This window comes from Variovorax sp. GW823-FHT02B07, assembly GCF_058797695.1.
The window spans coordinates 942130-960787 of record NZ_JBXAJX010000002.1 but is presented as its reverse complement, the minus strand read 5'-3'; the positions used below and the strand labels follow the sequence as shown (position 1 = coordinate 960787).

Here is an 18658-nt window from a genome sequence, read left to right as displayed (position 1 = left end):
ATGGACCTGCTCAAGACCCTCGGCCTCTTCATCGCGACCGCGCTCGCGGAAATCGTCGGCTGCTACCTGCCCTACCTGTGGCTCAAGCAAGGCCAGTCGGCCTGGCTGCTGCTGCCCGCGGCGCTGAGCCTGGCGCTCTTCGCGTGGCTGCTCTCGCTGCACCCGACCGCCGCGGGCCGCGTGTATGCGGCCTACGGCGGGGTCTACATCGGCGTGGCCATCCTGTGGCTCTGGGCCGTGGACAAGGTGACGCCCTCGGCCAGCGACTGGGTCGGCGTGGCCGTGTGCTTCGTCGGCATGGGCATCATCATGTTCGGGCCGCGCAGCGCGGCTTGAGGCGCGTGATCACGATGAGCCTGCGCGACTGGGCGCGCCGCATCAAGCGCGACGCCGTCACCCTCTGGTTCGCCTGCCGCGACCCCGCCACGCCATGGCTGCCGAAGGCGCTGTGCTGGTTCACCGTGGCCTATGCGCTGAGCCCCATCGACCTGATTCCCGACTTCATTCCCGTGCTCGGCTACCTCGACGACGTGCTGCTGCTGCCCGCGCTGATCTGGCTCGCGGTGCGCCTGCTGCCGCCCGAGGTCATCGTGCGCAGCCGCGTGCGGGCCGAGGAATGGATGGCGCGCACGGGCAGCAAGCCGACGAGCAAGGCCGGCATGGCGCTGGTCATCGGCATCTGGGTACTGGTTGCGGCCGGGCTGGCATGGTGGCTCTGGCCACGCTGACGACAATCCGCTGGAAGTTCATCCGCTTCACAAGGAGTCGAAATGTTCTCTCATGTCTTCTTCAGCGTCTCCGATTTCGACCGCGCGCTGGCCTTCTACGACGCGGTGATGGACGGCCTCGGCCTGGAGCGCCGCTTCTGCGAGCCGGCAAAGCCCTGGGCGGGCTGGCACAGCGCGGGGCGCGCACGGCCCTTCTTCGTGATCTGCCAACCCCACGACGGCCGGCCGCACGACGCGGGCAACGGCCAGATGGCGGCGTTCACCGCCGGCACGCGGGCGATGGTCGATGCGGTGCACCGCATCGCGCTCGCGCACGGCGGCAGCTGCGAAGGCCCGCCGGGGCTGCGCACGCACTACCACCCCGACTACTACGGCGCGTACTTCCGCGACCCGGACGGCAACAAGCTGTGCGTCGTGTGCCACGACGCGGCGGGCTGAGCTTCTAGCTCGCGCGGCTGCGCGAACTCTTGCGCGGGCTCTCGGTGCGCGCCACGCGCGCGGCCTCGGCGGCGGCGTTCACCTGCTCGATCCACAGCAGCGCATCGACGTGCGCCATGAAGCGCTGCAGGTACTGCGGCGACAGGTCGCGCATCAGCGTGAGCGCGCGCTGCACCAGGTGGTGCGTGTTGAGCGGGCCGGCGTTCTTCGGCACCTTGGCGAGCGACTGCGTCACGCGCTGGTCGGCGGCGAGCTTGGACCAGGTGCCGCGGAAATAGCTCAGCGTCTTGAGCTCGGGCGCGGTCGAGAGGCTGGGCACGGTGTCACCGTCGGTCGCCTCCGCGTCGGGCAGGGGCGGCAGCGGCGCGAGCTGGGCGATGTGGTTCATCAGCTCGGCGAGTGCGGTGTGCAGCGGCGCATCGGCCGGCGCTTCGGCCTCGGGTTCGACCTTCTCCAGATCGGCGCGGTAGGTCGCCATGAGGCTGGCCAGCCGCGCATCGAGCAGGCGCCGTGCCTCGCCCTCGTGCGCCGCCGCGCGCAGCGCCATCGCCTCGATGAAGCGGAAGCGCACCGGGTCGAAGCGGTCGTCGCCGCGTGCGCGCCAGGCGTCGAGCGCGGCCACCGCGTCGACCTGATCGTCCGGTGCGGCGTCGTTACTCACGGGGCTTCGCAGCGTCGGGTGCGTTCTTGGGCCGGGGCGTCGGCGCCATCTCCACGCGGCGGTTCTTCGCGCGGCCTTCGGCGTCGCTGTTCGAGGCCACGGCCTGCTCGGCACCGAAGGCGGCAGCGAACACCGACGACGAGGGCACGCCCTCTTCGATCAGCGCGCGCGTCACGGTGAGCGCGCGCTGGGCCGACAGCTCCCAGTTGTCGGCGAACAGGCGCGCGCCGTCGCGCATCTGCCGGTCGTCGGTGAAGCCGCTCACCATCAGGATCTCGTCGCGCGCCTTCAGGTAGGCGCCCAGCGGGCCAGCCAGGCTTTTCAGCAGTTGCCGGCCGCCGGGTTGCAGGTCGGCGGAGTTGAAAGCGAACAGCACGCTGCCGCTGATGCCGATGCGGCCGTTGTTGAGCGTCACGCGGCCCGCGGCGAGCGGACCGGCCAGCGCCTGCTCGAGCGCCTCGCGACGCTGCGATTCGGCGCGGCGCTGCTGCACCTCGGTTTCAAGGCGGCTCGCCAGGTCCAGCTGCATGCCGAGCACGCACACCAGGATCAGCACGAACGCGCCCAGCATGCCCGCCATCAGGTCGCCGAACACCGCCCACACGGGGACGGTCGGCTCCAGGCCGGCGTCGAGGTCGATCTCGTCGCGCACCATCTCAGGCCTCGCTGCCTGCGGTCTGGCGGCTGGCGAACTGCTGCAGGTCTTCGACGATCTGCTTTTGCGACATGATGCTCAGGTCGATCACCTCGCGCGCCTGCGCCACGTAGTAGGCCAGCTGCTCGTCGCTGCGCGCCAGCGACTTGCCCAGCGCACCTTCGATGCGCTGCAGGTGCGCCACCAGCTTGTCGTTCGATTCGCCGAAGCGCTGCACGGCAAAGCCGAAGGCCTCGCCCAGGCTCGCCACCTCGACCGCGCCGCCGGTGATCTGCGCGGCGATGCCGGCCATCTTCTCGGTCTCGCTCTCGACCTTCTCGGTGAAGCGGCTGCCCACGCGCTCCATCATGTCGGCCGAGGCCGTGACGAGCGCGTCGATGGCGCTGCGCTGCTCGGTCGAGGCATGGTTCACCGCGCCCAGCAAGGTCTCGAGCGTGCCGAGGATGCGGCTGCGCTCTTCGAGCATGTCGTTGTCGCGCGCCATGCCGTCGGACAGCTTCTGGCGCAGCTCGGCGATCACGTCGGCCGCGGCCTTCGGTGCTTCGGCCGCCACCTGCAGCAGCTGCGCGACTTCGGCCACGGTCTGCTTCGCGTTGGCCTCGGCCTGCGCCGACATGTCGCGCACGGTCTGCGCCAGCGTCTCGCTCATCTGCTGCTGCTGGCTCAGGCTGTGCGCGCCGGCCTGCTGCCATTCCTTCTGCAGCGAGGCGGCCATGGTCTCGAGCGACCCGCTCCAGGCCGCGAGGCGCTGCGCGTCGCGCGTGGCGAGCTCGGTCTGCAGGTTGGCGTGCGCCTCGCGCACGGTGTCGAGCAGCGAGGCGGCAGCGCGGGGCGCGTCCGACGCGGCCTGCAGCAGCTGCGCGACTTCGGCGACGGTCTGCTTCGCATGCGCCTCGGCCTGCGCCGACACGTCGCGCGCGGCCTGCGCCAGCGTGTCGCTCAGCTGCTGTTGCTGGCTCAGCGTGTGCGCGCCGGCCTGCTGCCATTCCTTCTGCAGCGACGCGGCCATGGCTTCGAGCGACTGGCTCCAGGCCGACAGGCGCTGCGCATCGCGCGCGGCCAGTTCGGTCTGCAGGCTGGTGTGGGCCTCGCCCACGGTGCGCAGCAGCGACACCGAATGCTGTTCGAAGGTGGCGGCAGCAGCGGCGAGTGCCTGATGCGAATCGCCCGAGAGTTTTTCGCTCACGCGCTGGTGCTGCGCGAGCGCGCTGCCCCAGGTGTCGGACACGCTGCCCACGGTGCTTTCGAGGCGGGCCGACACGCCCTCAACCAGCGCGGCCGAGCGCTGCTCGAAGGTCTCGGCAAAGCGTTCGAGCGTGCCGCGCAGGTCGCTCGACAGCGCCCCGCTCGCGCGCTCGTGTTCGGCCAGCGCGGCCTTCCAGGTGTCGGCCACGCCGGCGGTCGAGGCCTCGAAGCGGCCCGTGAGGCCCTCGAGCTGCCGTTCGACGGCCTGCGCCATGCCGCCTTGCAGCGAGGCCGCTTCGCGCGCGATGCCGAGCATGGCCGCCTCGACCACGGGTTGGATCGTCGCGCCGGCGATGCGGGCGGTGTCGGTGAGGCTGTCTTTCAGCGAGCGATCGACCGAGGCGGCCAGGCCGCTGTACGCGGCCTCGGCCTTCTGGTGGAAGCTGTCCTGGCTGGCGACGAGGCGCTCGTTCTGTGCCTGGCCCTGGCGCTCCAGCGCGGCCATCATGGTCTGCAGCTGGCCGACCAGCTCGGGCATGACCTTCGCCACCGGCTGGATGGTTTCACCGGCGATGCGGGCGCTGTCGGCCAGGCTGTCCTTCAGCGAGCGGTCGACCGAAGCGGCGAGCCCCGTGTAGGCGGCTTCGGCCTTCTGGTGGAAGCTGTCCTGGCTGGCCACGAGGCGGTCGTTCTGCGCCTGGGTCTGGCGCTCCATCGCGGCCATCATGGTTTGCAGCTGGCCGACCAGCTCGGGCATCACCTTCGCCACGGGCTGGATGGTTTCGCCGGCGATGCGGGCGCTGTCGGCCAGGCTGTCCTTGAGCGAGCGGTCGACCGAGGCGGCGAGCCCCGTGTAGGCGGCTTCGGTCTTCTGGTGGAAGGTGTCCTGGCTGGCGACGAGGCGTTCGTTGATCGACTGGCTCTGGCGGTCCATCGCGGCCACCATGGCCTGCAGCTGGTCGACCAGCGCGGGCATCGCGTGCGCCTGTTGCTGCATCAGCTTGAACGACTCTTCGCGGCGGTGCGCCAGCGAGTGGCCGCGCAGCGACGTGGCGATGAGCGTGTCGAGCGACTGCCCCGCCAGCAGGCGTTCGCGCCGGCACAGCGCCGAGGCCAGGCCCAGCATGGCCGATGCGGCCACGCCCGCCACCGAGGTGCCGAAGGCCAGGCCCAGGCCGCGCACGGGCGCCGACAGCGAGTTGCGGATGGCCTGCACGTCGGTCGCGCTTTCGAGCGCCAGCCCCGTGCCGTTGAGCGTGACCACCATGCCCAGGAACGTGCCCAGCATGCCCAGCAGCACCAGCAGACCCGCGAGGTACGGCGTGAGCGCCGGGCCCGGCAGGCCGACGCGCTCGCCTTCGATGCGCAGGCGCACCGCGTTGCGCAGCGAGGGATGCAGGCCGGCGAGCCAGTCGCCGAGGCTCGTCGGCGGCGCCGACAGGTCGTTTACCGCATGCGAGAGCGTGCCGGTGGCCTGGTGGAAGCGGTGCAGCTCCAGCGCGCCCATCAGGTAGAACGCGCCGATCAGCGCCGTGATCACCAGGGCCAGCGGGTTGTGGCCGACATAGCTGGCGCCGACCCAGCACACGACGGCCAGGCCCACGAGGAAGACGGCGTAATGGAAAAATCTGTTCATGGAAGCTTGTTGTCTCTTGTAGGGCGGCACGCTAGCGGTCGCGAAGGGCCTCGAGCAGGCCTTCGACCGGTTGCATGCGAATGTCCAGCTCGGCCCGCAGCACGCTTTGCATGTCGCGGCCGAACACGTCCAGCCAGCCGGCGGCGGCGGTCGCTGGCGGCTGGGGGTTGTCGGGGTTGGCGTCCTGCGCGGCCTGATGGGCCTCACGCAGACGCTTGAAGTGTTTCTCCAGCAGCGTGGGCACGGTCGCCAGCAGGCTGCGTTCGCGGGCGCCCACCACCTGTTCCAGGATGGCGTCCACGGCGGCCAGCCGGGCCAGCTCGGGCGAGCGGGTGGCGAGCCGGGCCCGCAGGCGCGCGCGCAGCGGTTCGATGGCCGTTTCCATGGCCTGCTGCCGCGCGAAGTAGCGGCGGCGGTACGGCGGAAAGTCGTCGTTCGCGCCGGGCAGCACGGAGGCCACACCGCCGTCTGCATTGCCCTTGGCCAGCGCGGCCTTCAGGCGCGCGCACTCCTGCGCCTCCTCGGCGCCCTCGGACGCCCGGGCGCCGGACACGGCGACGCCCAGATCGGAATCCAAAGCTGCAGACAAGGAGATGGCGTCGGTCCAACTGAACCACTGACTCAAACGATCCGCGAGGGCTTGCCTGGATTCGGGAACGTCGATGTCGCTCAATTGAGCGAGCAAGCGAGTGAGCGCCGAGCCGGTGAAGCCTGTGCGCCGTGACACTTGCACCATACCGCGAGAGAGGGAGAAAACCGGGCAGTTTACACCGGTCAACTGGCGGCTTTCCCTCTGTGAACTGGTGCACACGAAGCGCGGGAGAAGTGAAACGGGGTGTGACAGGAGCCGAGGAAATCCGGGCCTTCCCGCCACGTTCCTTCTGCCCTTTTTTGGGCGGGCTATGAGCGATTGGAGCTGGCCGCGGTCGGGCTCGACGGGGGCCTTGCGATCGAAGGTGATGTCGATCCATCCGCCGGATGACGCGAGGCATACCCCGTCATCTGCTCGAGTTGCTTTTGTCGTTCGGCAATCGCCAGCTCCCGCGCCCGGGGTCCGTATCGGCCAACCGAAAAAGCCTTGCTGACCGATTTCTCCGGGCTGACTCTGGTCATCGCGATCCACATAGGATTCTTCCCGCCCGGCTCCTCCCGAAAATACACCCCCGCCACACCACTCTTGTTGTCACGCCGCACCCGCTGAGCGATCTCGCGCTTCAAGACCGGCAAGTGTTCGCGCACGAATTGGTCCCGATGGGCTTGGGCATGCGCCAATGCGCCCTCGCGACCGCCGTGGGTGTTGAAGTAGAACGCCTTGACCATGCGGACCTTGTTGCGGCGAATATCGACACTCCAATAGTCGTCGTAGCCGTAGATGCCATACATCGGATTGGGGTTGGGGGTGCCTCGTGGCATGGATGCTCCGAAAGATCGCGCCGCTTGTCGACCTCAATTGATTTGCGCGTTGCGCATCTCCAAGTGCTCGAAGTAGCTACCGGTGAAGTCCACATGCTCTCCGCGCAGGCCATCGGCCTGAACCGTGGTGCCCGTGCATCCAAGCACGGCGACATCAGACCAGTGACCTCCATCGAAATTCAAGCCGTTCCACTGACAGTTGTTGAACTGACAAGCGCTGAGCCGACTTTGCTGGAACCGCGACTGGGAGAAAGTGCAGTTGGAGAACGCGCACCCGGAGATGGAAATGCCCTCGAAGTCGCACGCGGTGAAGGTGCAGCCTGTGAACTGGCATCCAGTCCAACCGGCCTGCTTGAACGTGCATGCAGCAAAGCTGGTGCCGGTGAAGACAGTGGTGGCGAACTGGGCGAGGTTCAGGTCCAAGCCAGCGTAGGCATAGCTGTCGGCCATGCCGGCAAGACCTGCGGGGGCACCACCGGCGCCTTTGCGCCAGAGATTGTGGTTTTGGATGATCAGTTGGGAGGGCATGATTTTTGGCTCATGGATGGCAGCACAGAAATTAAAAATTCAAATCACAGCCTCATCAAGATGAGATTTGAAATTTCTTCGATTTCCCTGCTGGAAAATGAATCGATCGGATCGATCTTTGCACCATAGAAAAGGTCAACCTTTATATTGATGCGCCTCCCCAAGAATCGGCAACGCAGCACATCCGCCTCCGCAATAGAAATCGCCTCCTCAAGAAGAAGGCCATCATCCTTCAACTGCTCAACTACCCTTTTAGCCTCCTCGATCGTAAGCGCATGAAATCTCGTCATTAAAGGCGTCCTGGCTTGCATGGAAATTCGCTACGAGCGTGAAATTTCAGCCAATATCTTGATAAATACTCCAGCTCGAGATGTCAAAATCCGAATCATCTTCGAAGCTCTCTGAGATTATCTCGATTGAATTTCCAGAAGGATCCAAAATCCTGGCAAAATAAAATCCAGGAGTACGTGCAAGCATGTCAAACTCGACCCCTTTCTCCTTCAAATCCCGACAAACACTGGGAAAATTTTTCTCAATAAAAAACTCGTAGAGCGAATTTTTTTCTTTTCCATTGCTCCCTTCAGCCAAATTTGAGTACTTGAAGCAAATCGCCAAACTCAAATGACTCGGCACTCGAAAAAAATTCAACTCCGAATCTCGTTCATATCTCAGAATTCCTTCGTAGAAGGCCTCCATTTGTTCGAGCGTTCCTTTTTTTCGGAGCATCGGAAGATGAATAGTGAATCGCTTCATCATCTTTCACATCTTCCCTTGCTCTGAAGCCACAGCTTGCTTTCGAGGCGTCCCTGGAAATTTCTCGCCATGAGTAGTTTAAATTTCTTTCCCACAACTGATGCCAATACATCAGTGCGCTTGGGATTTCAATAAAAATCGGAATTCGAGAACAAGATATTGTTTCCAGCAGGATCCTTCAAATAAATCCACTCCCCGTATGGCTGAGAAACATGTTTGATAACAAGATCATTGAAGCTCTTGAAAATCAAATTTTGCCAATCAAAAAAATCCTCATCCCAAGAAGAAATCAAGCCGAACGCCACCACAGGAAGATCCGTGCTATCGACCTCTTTGTAGGCAAGCAACAGAGGGTTATTGTCGCGAAAATTAAGTACCAGAGACGGTGCGGCACTGTGAGTCATTCTTGCGATTCGGATTCCAGACCCGTCAACGTCGTCATCTACAAGGATAAATCCGAATTTTTTATAGAACTCCACACTGCCCGGGATATCGCTTGCATGAAGATGGACAAGTATTTTCATCATTTAAAACCTTTCAGCACCCCTTCGACATAAGAAGAAGAAACCTTCATCTTATTAGCATAAGACTCTGACATTTCTCGCTCCAACTGATAATAACGAGAAATCGGTTTTCCATCGGCCACAGCCTGCGGGTCTCTGCCAATGTCAACTATCTTGCATCCATTGCGCTTTGCCATTTCAATGAATTTTCTGTTCTCCTCGAGCGACAAGGCCCATTGAGCTTCGTTCTTAGGCCCTCCTGCGAATGTCGCCTCTTTCGCCCATGAAAATCCCGGGTAATTATTGATCGTGTAGATCGAATACCCTTGACTTGCCGCCAATGGTTGACTGAGGCGCGCATACGCATTCACTCTTCTTTGATTTTCCCCAATTACTATCGCGCACTTCTTCAATCCGAGCGGATCAATCCATTGCGTGGAATTGGGAGCAAGCTGATAGGGATTCATGCCCCCCATCAGGCGAATTGGGTCTTTACTTGCAAATCGCCCACTTTGTGGATCGTAGTAGCGGTGCCGGTTGTAGTGCAGTCCGGTCTCTTCGTCCGCGTACTGCCCTTGGAATCGGATCGGATTCGTGATCCCCGCGACCCCGGCCGCCTTGCTGATCGCCTGCTTCGCCTCGCCCCAAGCCTTGTAGTTCGCGCTCCAGCAGACCAGGCCTTCCGAGTCGGTCAATTCCTGTGGCGTGCCCAGGTGGTCGCACTGGTAGAAAGCGATCTCATCAGGCCTGAACGGCTCGGCGCTGGCTTGCTGCAGTCCCTGTCCGTTCCACAACGGGTCCTGCTCGATGTCGTAGGCCCCGCCGTTGGCCTGCATCAGCGCCTTCACGTCGGTGGTGGGGCTCAGTTGAAGGGGGAGCTGCCTTCGCACCTGCACCAGCGGCACGAAGCTGTCCTTCTCGTGGACGTAGTGCACGGTGTGCGCCTGCTCTCGGGCCCTGGGGTCCAGCGGCGTTGCGCTTTCGTAGGCGAGGTTGTCGCCGTCCCAACCGAAGAGGGTCTCTCTCGATCCGCTTGTCTTGGCAATACGCCGGCCCATCGGGTCGTAGCGGAAGGTCGTGGTGCCCTCCTCGCTCTTTGCGCTGACCATGCGGTTGAAGCCGTCCCAGCTGAAGAGGGTCTTCTGCCCGTTCTTCGTGCGCTCGATGAGGTTGCCGTGCTCGTCGTATTTGTAGCTCGTGCCAGCGTACTCCTTGAGCAGGTTGTCCAACAACTTGCCGGGGGCCACGCGCTGTTCGCGCGCGAGCGCTGACGTGCCGAGGTCCTTCTGCACCGGGTCGGCGATATTGCCTGCAGGGTCAAAGGCGAACACTTCCTTGCCCAGTTGACCCTGGGCTTCGAGCAATCTCCCGACCGGGTCGTAGCGGTAGTCCAGGCGCCCGCGCCGGCTGTCGCCGATGCCGGTGAGCTGGCCGGCTTTGTCGTAACGGTAGCTGCGGCGGATGCCGACCGCGGCGGTGCTTGTCGTGCCGGGAGTCGGCTTCGTGTGCGTGATCTGCTGCTCGAGCAACCGTCCGGCGGGGTCGTAGGCTTGCGTCTGGGCCAGGCCGTTGTGCTGCTGGCGGCCGACTTCACGGTGGAGGTCGTCGCGCTCCAGGCTCAGGATGTCCTGGCCGTCGAGCAGCAGGCCGTGCACATGGCCGCTGCCGTAGGTGAGCCACTCCTGGGTGTGGCCGTCGGGGCGGGTGCTGCCGACTCTCTGGTTGAGTTCGTTGTAGCGGTGCTGCCAGATGGCGGTGTGCCCCCTGGCGAGATCGGCGTGGTGCTCACGGGTGAGGTTGCCGGCGGGGTCGTAGAACCACTGGAGCTTGGCATCCTGGTTCCGGGCTTCGACGAGGCGGCCGTTGCCGTCGTAGGCGAAGGTTTCGGCTTGGGCTGCGGCCTCGCGTTCGACAAGTCGACCCAAGGGGTCGAAGGCGAGTCGGGTGACCTGCCCTGCTTCTGCCACTTCGGTGAGCACGCCGCTGGTTGCTTCGTAGCGGTACTGGGTCACCTTGCCGTCGAAGCCGGTTTCTTCGAGCAGGCGACCGACGGGGTCGTACTTGAAGCGGTAGTGGCTGCGGTTCTCGTTGTCGAGCTGAGTGAGGCGCCCCAGTTTGTCCCATTGGTAGCTCAGCGTGTGGCCTGCAGCATCAGTGCGCCCAGCGATGAGTCCCGCATCGGCGTAGCGGTAACGGGTGCTGCGCGCCAAGGCGTCGGTGTGCATCAGCAGGCGGCCTTCGGCGTCGTGGGCCAGGCGCTCGCTGGTCTGATCGGGGTGGGTCACTTCTTCGAGCTGACCCGGGTGATTGGCACCCGTCTGGGCTGCCGTCAGCGTTTGCTCGTCGAGCGTGGTGTAGCGGTACCTGGTGACCTGGCCGGCGGCGTCGGTGCTTTGGGCGAGGCGGCCTTGAGGGTCGTAGGTCCAGGTGGTCGTCTTGCCCGAGCAGTCGGTGTAGCTGGCGAGTTCGCCGGTCGGGGTGTAGGCGAGCTTCTTGACACCGCCCTTGGCGTCAGTGATCTGCACCGGCCGTCCGGCCTTGTCGTAGGCGTATTGGGTCTTGTGGCCGAGCGGGTCGGTTTCCTCGGTGAGGTGACCCTGCGGGTTGTAGTCGCGCCGCCAGGCGCCGCCTTCGGCATCGCGCACGCCGGTCAGGCGGCTCAGCTTGTCGTACTCGAAGTGGACCTGGCTGCCATCGGCCTGCGTGTGGGTTTGCAGGTTGCCGGCGTCGTCGTAGACGTAGTCGTCGGTCGCGCCGTCCGCGTGCACATGGCGGGTGATGTTCTTGGCGTCGTCGCGGAAGAACCATTCCTCGCTCTCGTCCGGGTGGATGACGCGGTAGGTGTAGCCAAGGATGTCGTAGTAGATCCACGTTTCCTGGCCCAGCGCATCGGTCACATAGGTCAGGCGGATGTTCTCATCCCACTCCAGACGGGTGTCGAAGCTGCCGTCGTCCGCCCATTCACGAATCGCCTTGGCCTGCGCCCCCGTGCCGTCGTAGGCCAGGTTCATGCCGCGGCCCGTGCGGTCGGTGTAGCGGGTGATGAGGTGCTGGCTGTACTGGTAGGCCCAGGCGGCGCCGTTCTCGTCCTGCGCCGCGACCAGATCGCCCGCTTCGTCGTGCGTGTACGCGGCGAGTTGACGAACGACCTGCCCGTCTTTCAGCTCCCAGACGGATTCGATGCGCCCCGAGATCGCATGCGGCCGGATGCCGACGTGTGCAAGCGTGACATCACCCTGCTTGCTGACGACATCGCTCAGCACCTGCTCGCCGGAAGGCAATGCATGGTCGTAGCGCAGGCCGATCGCGGCACCGTTCTTGGCATGTTGAGCCACCAGGCGGAAGTGCTGCTTGCCTTGGGTGGCGGCCTTGCTGCCGACCGTGTCGACGAGTTCGTAACTCTCGCGCCAGTCGGCCGGTTCGCCGGCGGGCAACGGCTTGCCGAAGTCGAGCACCAGCAGCGTGTCGCTCAAACGCGTGGCACTGAATTCCTCGATGGTGTTGCGATGGCTTTGGCCCACGGCCAGCCAGGGGATGTCGTGGCTGCGACCGTCGGCGGCACGGTAGACCAGTGCGCGTCGCCCTCTGGACTCGACGACGTCGATGCGGGTCGTGTACGGGATCAACCAGCGCGCGCCGAAACTGCCCTGGCCATAGGCTTCGAGGTCGCTGCTGTAGGTGCGATTCCATTCGATGGGCAGCGTGGCCGACAACACGAAATCCGTGTGGGTGAAGCTCTCGCTTCCTGTGGCGAAGCTGATGGACTTGCGGGTCTTGGCCTTGGCTGCGCCCTGCTTGCAGCAGTTGCCACTTCCCGTGGCGCCAGCCTGGGTGTTCACGGCGCCGAGTTCGTGACCCGGCTTGGTGGCCTGCGCCTGGGCGCCCTTGGTGGGCGGCACGACAGCGGCACGCTTGGCCTTGAATTTCTTGACGGCGGCAAACAGGCGCTTGAGCAGCCACATGATCGAGCGCTCGGTCTCGGCGCTGGCCAGAGCCATCAACTTGGCTCGCAGCGCCCCCTTGAAGTCGGTCAAGCTGCTGATGACGATGTTGACCACCGCTTTGGCCTTGTCCGGCAGGCGTGCGGCCGCCAGCTTGACGGCATAGTTGGCCGCCTGTTTGGCATACCGGTCCGCGGCGGCGAGCATGCGGTTCCACATGCTCTCCCTCTTGGGGTTATAGGTGCTCCTCTCCGGCTTGGGGCCCGCGATCTTGAACAGGTCTTCGCCACCGGTGCAGCGACGCAGCACGCTGATGAGGTCGTCGACGACGCCATCGGCCTTGTCCGCGCAATTGTTCAGGATGCCCGAGAGCTTGCTCATCGCGCCGTCGACAAACTTCTCGATCTCGCCGGCGATCTTGTCGTTGAGGTGCATCACCAGCACGGAGATCAACGCGTCGCCGATGTTGGAGGCGCTGTGCTTGAGTTGCTGTTTGACGAGATGCAGTGCCGGGCGCAGGCTCATGCGGGCAGCCGCCATGCTCGGCGGTGCGGGAATGATGCCGATCAGGTTAATGCCCAGGTTGACCCACGCAAGAAAATCAACAGCCTCTTTCTTGATGAATCGTCCGCTGATCAGGACGATGTCCATGATCACGTCGATCAACGCCATGATGTTGCCGATGACAGGCAAGCTGCCGGCCACGGTGCTCAAGCGTTCCAGCGTGACGTAGTCGTTGCTGATATCGCGCAACCACTTGTCGAAACGCGCCGCGCCGGCACCGATGTCCTGCGGAGCGATGGCGTTGAGCGGCGCGACTGCGGTCTGCTTTTCGCGCGGCTTGGTTTCCTGCGGTCCCTGCGTTGCCATTTTTTGTACTTCCTCGATCTGATTTGTTCTCTTCAGGCCCTCGCAGCCGGCGGGCCTGTGTCGCCGTCAACCTGCGAAGCCGGGCGTTCTGCCGGCCATGGCTGTCGCAGGGTTCGCGCCGCCCAAGGACGGCAGGCTGGGCAATGCGCCAGGCAGCTTGGGAACGACCGACGCCACCGCACCACTCACGCTGCTCTGCGCCGCGGCAGCTGCACCCGCCAGCCCGCCATTCATGCCACCGGCCACCACACTGCCGGCCACGCCTGCTGCAGGCGCACCCATCGGGCCGAGCGCGCCGCCAACGGCCTTGCCAATAGCCTGGGTCGCTGCGCCAGAGGCCAACTGCCCCACTTGTCCCAGCAATGCCTGCGCGCCGCCTTGCTGCACGGCCTGGACGGCCGCAACGGCTTGTTGCGCCGTTCCGGCCACCTGGCCGATCTGCCCCAACGCGCCCTTGGCCCCGCCCAGAACGCCCTTGGCCGACAGCAGGTTCGCTGCAGGCAAGGCCCCTGCATCGCCTGCAGGGCTCGTCGTCGATTTCTCGTCCAGCGGCTTGGGTGGCCATTCGTGCGGTGGCCCGAAGTAACTGCCCTCGTCCCAGGGATCGCGCGGGTCCGGACCAAAAGTGATCTTGGCGCCACCGATCGGCAAGCCCGACACCGTTGCGAAACCTTTGGCATCGAGGTTGCCGTTGTGGGTGCCGCCTTCCGAATCCACCACGGTGTACTCGCCCTGTTTCACGGCCTGTCGCGGCGTGCCATCGCTCTTGATGTAGTGGTTGTGCAGATCCAGTTGCCCTTTCGGCAGCTGGGTCGGCTCCGGCAGCTTGGGCGACCCTTTGCTGTTGGGGCCGACCAGGCTATGCACGGCCGCATGCTCGCGCCAGATGCCATTGGTGCCGCTCTCGATGCCGCTCGCGTTCCAGCGCGTGTAGCTGGTGCCGCCATTGACTAGGACCTCTTCCTTGGCAGTGATAGTGATGCGATTGGCCTCCATCTTGATGTCGAGCTTGGCGATGACATTGATGCAACTCTTGAGGGCAGTGATGTCGATGTCCGCCGCTGCCGCCACCAGGCGAATGCCTTTCTCGAAGGCTGCGATGCGCACCGCGTCCTTGGCACTGACCAGCAAGCTCTTGCCCGCCGCAATGCTGGTGTGCGCCCCACTGGTGATCGCGTGGTGCTCGGTACTCACCAGGTGCATCGAACCACCCGTGGTGGCCTCGATCCCCACAGGGCTGGCCAGCACCACATGCGGCTCGTTGAGTTCGGGGAACTCGCCCTCGGCCTTGTTGCCGCTGCCCGAGCCCTTGATCGCATCGTTCTGCGCCTTCAGGCTTTGGGTCACCTCGTCCTGGTCCCCGGCCTCGTGTGCCTTGGCCTGTTGCGCCGCTTCGCTCAAGCCCTCGTGCAGCTCCCGTCCCTGGGTCAGGCGCTGCACCGTCTCGCCCATGTCGGTGATGTGAGCCTGCGCGTTGGCACGCGCCTCGGTGCTGATCAGGAGCCCGTCCTGGGCCCGGATCGCACCGTGACCGTCCGTGCGCAGCTCGAAGCCCTGGCCCCGGGCATCCTTGCGTCCGGCGTTGTCTTCGACGCGCGTGATGTGCCCCAGGCTCAGGGAACTGCTGTCGTGGTCGCTCTTGAGCTGTGCCTGGATCTTGCCTTCGGTGTCGTCCAGCAGCAGGTGGTTGCTCTTGCCGCCGGCCTCGTTGCCGCTGGCGCCTGCGAGTTCACGGCTTCTGAGACCCATGAGGGCCTTTTGCTCGGGCAGCTTCCACGGCGGCATGCGCTGCGCGTTGTAGACCACACCCATGACGATCGGGTGGTCGGGGTTGCCGTCCAGGCATTGCACGATGACTTCCGAGCCGACGCGGGGCGTGGAGACCGCCCCGGTCTCGCCGCCGGCCCACGGGCTCATCACACGCACCCAGGCGGAGCTGCGTTCGTCGCTCTGGCCTTCGCGGTCCCAGTGAAATTGCACCCGGATACGGCCGTACTCGTCGGTGTGGATGCTGCCTTCGGCGGACGGCCCCACCACGGTCGCCGTCTGTGGCGCCATGACGCGCTGCTCCACGCTGTGAAAGCCGCGACCGGGGCGCCAGGGAACGAAGCGGCGGCTGCAGCTGAAGCGGTTGCTGTATTGGGCAAGCTCGCCTGCGCCTTGCAGGTAGTTGTTGCTCGCGCTGTGCTCGATCTCCAGGATCAGGAATTCGCTCTCGGGGCCTGCACCCTGGGTGCGCCCGAAGTGATCGGTGAGGCGAAAGTAGCGCCCGGGCAGTACTTGCCGGTTGTTGCCGCGCGCATCGAAGTGCTTCGCAACTGCTTCGATCTCTTCGACGCGCCGCTTGGCAAGCGCATCGCCTTCGCGGCTGGTCTTGAAGTGCCGGTGGCCGCCGTATTCGTGCACTTCCAGCTGAGGGACGTCGCCTTGCTGGTTGCCGCTGGGGGTATCGGCGTGCTGGGCTCGCGGGTTCTTGAAGTCGAAGGCGCTGACGGCCGTGTGCCCGGACACGAGGGTGCGTGCAGCACTCCACTGGTGGATGGCATCTTCTTCCTGTGCGCCACCTTCGCGCTGGAAGCGGATGTCGGGCGTCGGCCCGTCCACGGCTTCGGCCAGTGTGGTGTCGTCGGCGAGAACGAGGGTGTGGCCTTGGGCCGTATGTTCGTACCAGTAGCTGTAGCCGGCGGCTTCCCAGCGCCGGTGCAGGTAGTTGTGGTCGCTCTCGCCTTGGGCACCTCCGCCTTGGGCGGCCATGGTGATGGGGAGGTCTTCGCTGCGGACTTGCCACTTCCATTGCGGCAGGGTGTCGTAGTCGTTGAAGATGGCCTGGGTCTGCTCTTGCAGGTTCTGGCGGTGAAACAGGCGGTTGTTCGAACGCAGGCGCAGGTATCTCAACCAGGGGCCGAGTCGGGCTTCATAGAAGGCCAGGTTGCCGTCGGTCTTGACGAGACGGAAGGCAAAGACGATGCCGGTGAAGTGGCGCAGGCTGCCATCCGCACGCACGAGATCGATGCACAGCATCTTGCCCTGCAGGTCTTTGAGCGCCAGGTCGGCATTGCTCGAGAGCAGCTCAGCCGTGTATTCGAAGTCGCGCGACACGCCTTCACTGGCTTCCAGCCGGTTGATGACCAGCCGCGCACCCGCAGGTTCGCCGCCCTGGGGGAACGACAGGCGCAACAGCCGGTCGTGCTGGCGGTCGAGAAGCGCCCCTCTGCTTTGGATACCTTCGGCCATTTGGCTCTACTCCCTTACAAGAAAACTGGTTGAAGACCGCCGCCATCGGGTGGTGGCCTGCTGGTATCTGCCATGCTCGTCACAACGCCTCAGATCGCACAGGTCGTGATGAGGGCCTTTCGTTCCTTCGCAGGTCTCATGCTTGCGATGCGCCCCGCGACCTTCTGGCATTCGGCAAGATTTGGCTTGTCTGGTGTGGCATCGTTTTGATCTATGGTTTTCACAGCACGCAGGTAATCACTTGCTGTCTCCTGCCATTTTTCTTTGGGCCAGCCAGCAATGGCACTGAACACCGCTCTCTCACCCCTTGCCCAAATCGGATCCCCTCTTGTTTTTGGCGCGACCGCAGCGACGAGATCTATGGCGCGCATTCCTCCCACGCACCACCCGAACCGTCCTTTCGCCCGCTCCAGGATGGCCTGGGCAATATCCATCCGGCGCTGGCTCAGGGCATAGACAAAAAGATGTTGCAGCGCCTCCTCTCCAACCCGAAAGGGAGGGGCCCGATGCTTGGCGAGCACGTCAAGCATTTCCGTCCGCAGGGGCTTCTGAACCTCCTCCTCGGCGCCGACGGCTCGCAACTGATCGACTCGGCGCAGGTCGATCGGCGGCATCAGCCATGGCGTGAGATCGTCCCGTTGCGCGAGCCGCACCACGCAGTGGGGCTGCTCCAGGTCAGGTGAATCGCCCCCCCAGGATGGGCGCTCGCTCGCAGACGCCTGCGCTTCGATCTGGGTCAGGTAGTGGTTCATCACGCGCCATGCGTTGGCAGTGAACGCTTCGCCGAGCAAGCCGGTGTAAGCCAGGTCGCCAGGACCTTCCTCCACTCGGCACTGGGTTGAATGGAACCGCCCCTGAAGGTGTGACGGTATGGTGCTGTACAGGGACAAGCAAGCTTGCCCGGCATCAGACAGTGCGCCGAGGTCGTCAGCATCGATTGCTTTGCGGATCTTCGACGTCTGCAGCTCAAAGGCAGCCTCCCACGGTGCGATTTCCACTGCATCTTGCATGAGTCTTTCTGCAGCGAACTGCTCTGATGCCCGCTTGTTGCCAATCCCCCAGGCCTGAAACAAGGCGATGGCCGCAACGAATGCGACAGCCGCCCACCTGACCTTGACGTTGAGAGCCGCAACGACGCCGAGGCAGATGCCATACGCGATGGCAGCCATGCCGGCCCACAGCAGCCCATCGTACGTGTCGGGAATTTGCACACCGCGCACCCCGCCGATGGCACCGAGCCCGTAGTAGAGGCGGTACCCGATCCAGAGCCCGCAGAGCACTGGGCCGACAACAATCAGTGCGACTGCGATCAGTGCGAGCGTGCCCCGCCGACACACCCCAGATCGGACACCGTTCTTCTTGCATTCGTTCTCACCGCGCTGATCGGACATTCGCAGCCTTCTCGCGCCTCAACGTGGCAGCTTGATGTTGGAGCCTTCCAGCTTCAAGCTGCGGCCTAACCTCTTTAGGTCGGTCATCCCGCTTTGCTTGAACTCCTTGATCTGAGCTCCGCTCATATTCACGGACTTTGTGAAACTCACATCGTCCAGTTCCAACACCTCCGCGCGAGTGTTCGTGAAATCAGCGTCCCCAATCTCCACCTTCCTGAGTACAAGAGTTTTAGTATTGAGATGCTGAGATTGCAGTTGGGGAATCTTGCTATCGCGAATCAAAATAGATTGACTGATGTTCGAGGTGCGGGTCGGATCCTTAAGAGAAAATCCGCCTGCGATCGTGACCCCGTCGGTGCCGTTACCTCCTCGTATCGAGCCTACGCCGAAGATCGTTCCCTCAATCGCGATGGTCCTGATCCCACCTGCAAAGGCCTCGAACACATCCATACCGTTGCCTGTGATCTTGCTGTCTCGCACAGTAAGACTTTTGGCTTTCTTGACGTAGCCAAGGATCACGCCGGCAGTCACTCGCTCCATCAGGATGTCGCCGTTGACCGTCGCGCTTGTCATGTTGAAAGTGCCTTCGATGAGAGTGTCGCGGATGGTGAGGGATTGGAAGTCTGCGGGCACCATGCTGAAGTCGCCACGCAGCTTGCAGCCTTCAATCAACACGTCAGCGAAGACTCCGCCCGACTCCTTGCTTCGGGGGGTGCACTTCA

The 18658-nt window shown here is 64.0% G+C and carries 16 protein-coding genes; 3 read left to right on the top strand and 13 right to left on the bottom strand.

Annotated features, from left to right (window positions below):
* The 3 genes from AC1RGU_RS15515 to AC1RGU_RS15505 are packed head-to-tail and all read left to right on the top strand — an operon-like array spanning position 1 to position 1166.
* Positions 1–336, top strand: coding sequence for a YnfA family protein (locus AC1RGU_RS15515; RefSeq protein WP_062474197.1), 336 nt, complete (start codon positions 1–3; stop codon positions 334–336).
* A 14-nt stretch (positions 337–350) separates the two neighbouring features.
* Complete coding sequence (locus tag AC1RGU_RS15510; RefSeq protein WP_492696790.1) at positions 351–728, top strand: YkvA family protein; 378 nt, start codon at positions 351–353, stop codon at positions 726–728.
* A gap of 42 nt (positions 729–770) precedes the next feature.
* A complete protein-coding gene (locus tag AC1RGU_RS15505; RefSeq protein ID WP_492696789.1) occupies positions 771–1166 on the top strand; it encodes a VOC family protein in 396 nt (131 codons plus the stop codon).
* A gap of 4 nt (positions 1167–1170) precedes the next feature.
* Here the strand turns inward: AC1RGU_RS15505 and AC1RGU_RS15500 are convergent, their stop codons facing one another.
* From AC1RGU_RS15500 to AC1RGU_RS15440, 13 genes are all read right to left on the bottom strand, one after another.
* Positions 1171–1827 (bottom strand): DUF2894 domain-containing protein, encoded by a 657-nt coding sequence (locus tag AC1RGU_RS15500; RefSeq protein ID WP_492696788.1) that lies wholly within the window; start codon positions 1825–1827, stop codon positions 1171–1173.
* Positions 1820–2482 (bottom strand): OmpA family protein, encoded by a 663-nt coding sequence (locus AC1RGU_RS15495; RefSeq protein WP_095745829.1) that lies wholly within the window; start codon positions 2480–2482, stop codon positions 1820–1822. The genes AC1RGU_RS15500 and AC1RGU_RS15495 overlap by 8 nt, the downstream gene beginning before the upstream one ends.
* A 1-nt stretch (position 2483) precedes the next feature.
* A complete protein-coding gene (locus tag AC1RGU_RS15490; protein ID WP_492696787.1) occupies positions 2484–5303 on the bottom strand; it encodes a DUF802 domain-containing protein in 2820 nt (939 codons plus the stop codon).
* Between the two features lie 31 nt (positions 5304–5334).
* The gene (locus AC1RGU_RS15485; protein WP_492696786.1) at positions 5335–6039 is read right to left on the bottom strand and encodes a DUF3348 domain-containing protein; all 705 of its coding nucleotides are present in this window, start codon (positions 6037–6039) and stop codon (positions 5335–5337) included.
* A gap of 164 nt (positions 6040–6203) precedes the next feature.
* A complete protein-coding gene (locus AC1RGU_RS15480) occupies positions 6204–6716 on the bottom strand; it encodes a hypothetical protein (protein WP_492696785.1) in 513 nt (170 codons plus the stop codon).
* A 33-nt stretch (positions 6717–6749) separates the two neighbouring features.
* On the bottom strand, positions 6750–7244 hold the full coding sequence (locus AC1RGU_RS15475) for a pentapeptide repeat-containing protein (RefSeq protein WP_492696784.1): 495 nt from the start codon (positions 7242–7244) through the stop codon (positions 6750–6752).
* Positions 7245–7288: 44 nt separating this feature from the next.
* Positions 7289–7555 (bottom strand): hypothetical protein, encoded by a 267-nt coding sequence (locus tag AC1RGU_RS15470; RefSeq protein WP_492696783.1) that lies wholly within the window; start codon positions 7553–7555, stop codon positions 7289–7291.
* Between the two features lie 25 nt (positions 7556–7580).
* A complete protein-coding gene (locus tag AC1RGU_RS15465) occupies positions 7581–8000 on the bottom strand; it encodes a VOC family protein (RefSeq protein WP_492696782.1) in 420 nt (139 codons plus the stop codon).
* Between the two features lie 125 nt (positions 8001–8125).
* Entirely contained in the window at positions 8126–8521 is a 396-nt protein-coding gene (locus tag AC1RGU_RS15460; protein ID WP_143599011.1) for a VOC family protein, read from the bottom strand.
* Positions 8521–13311 carry an RHS repeat-associated core domain-containing protein gene (locus AC1RGU_RS15455; protein ID WP_492696781.1) on the bottom strand — a complete coding sequence of 1597 codons (4791 nt, stop codon included), beginning with the start codon at positions 13309–13311 and terminating at the stop codon, positions 8521–8523. The genes AC1RGU_RS15460 and AC1RGU_RS15455 overlap by 1 nt, the downstream gene beginning before the upstream one ends.
* A 66-nt stretch (positions 13312–13377) precedes the next feature.
* Complete coding sequence (locus AC1RGU_RS15450) at positions 13378–16545, bottom strand: type VI secretion system Vgr family protein (RefSeq protein WP_492696780.1); 3168 nt, start codon at positions 16543–16545, stop codon at positions 13378–13380.
* 89 nt (positions 16546–16634) lie between these two features.
* The gene (locus AC1RGU_RS15445) at positions 16635–17936 is read right to left on the bottom strand and encodes a hypothetical protein (protein ID WP_492696779.1); all 1302 of its coding nucleotides are present in this window, start codon (positions 17934–17936) and stop codon (positions 16635–16637) included.
* 18 nt (positions 17937–17954) lie between these two features.
* Positions 17955–18658: hypothetical protein (locus tag AC1RGU_RS15440; protein WP_492740798.1), on the bottom strand; the 704-nt coding region annotated here is incomplete at its 5' end.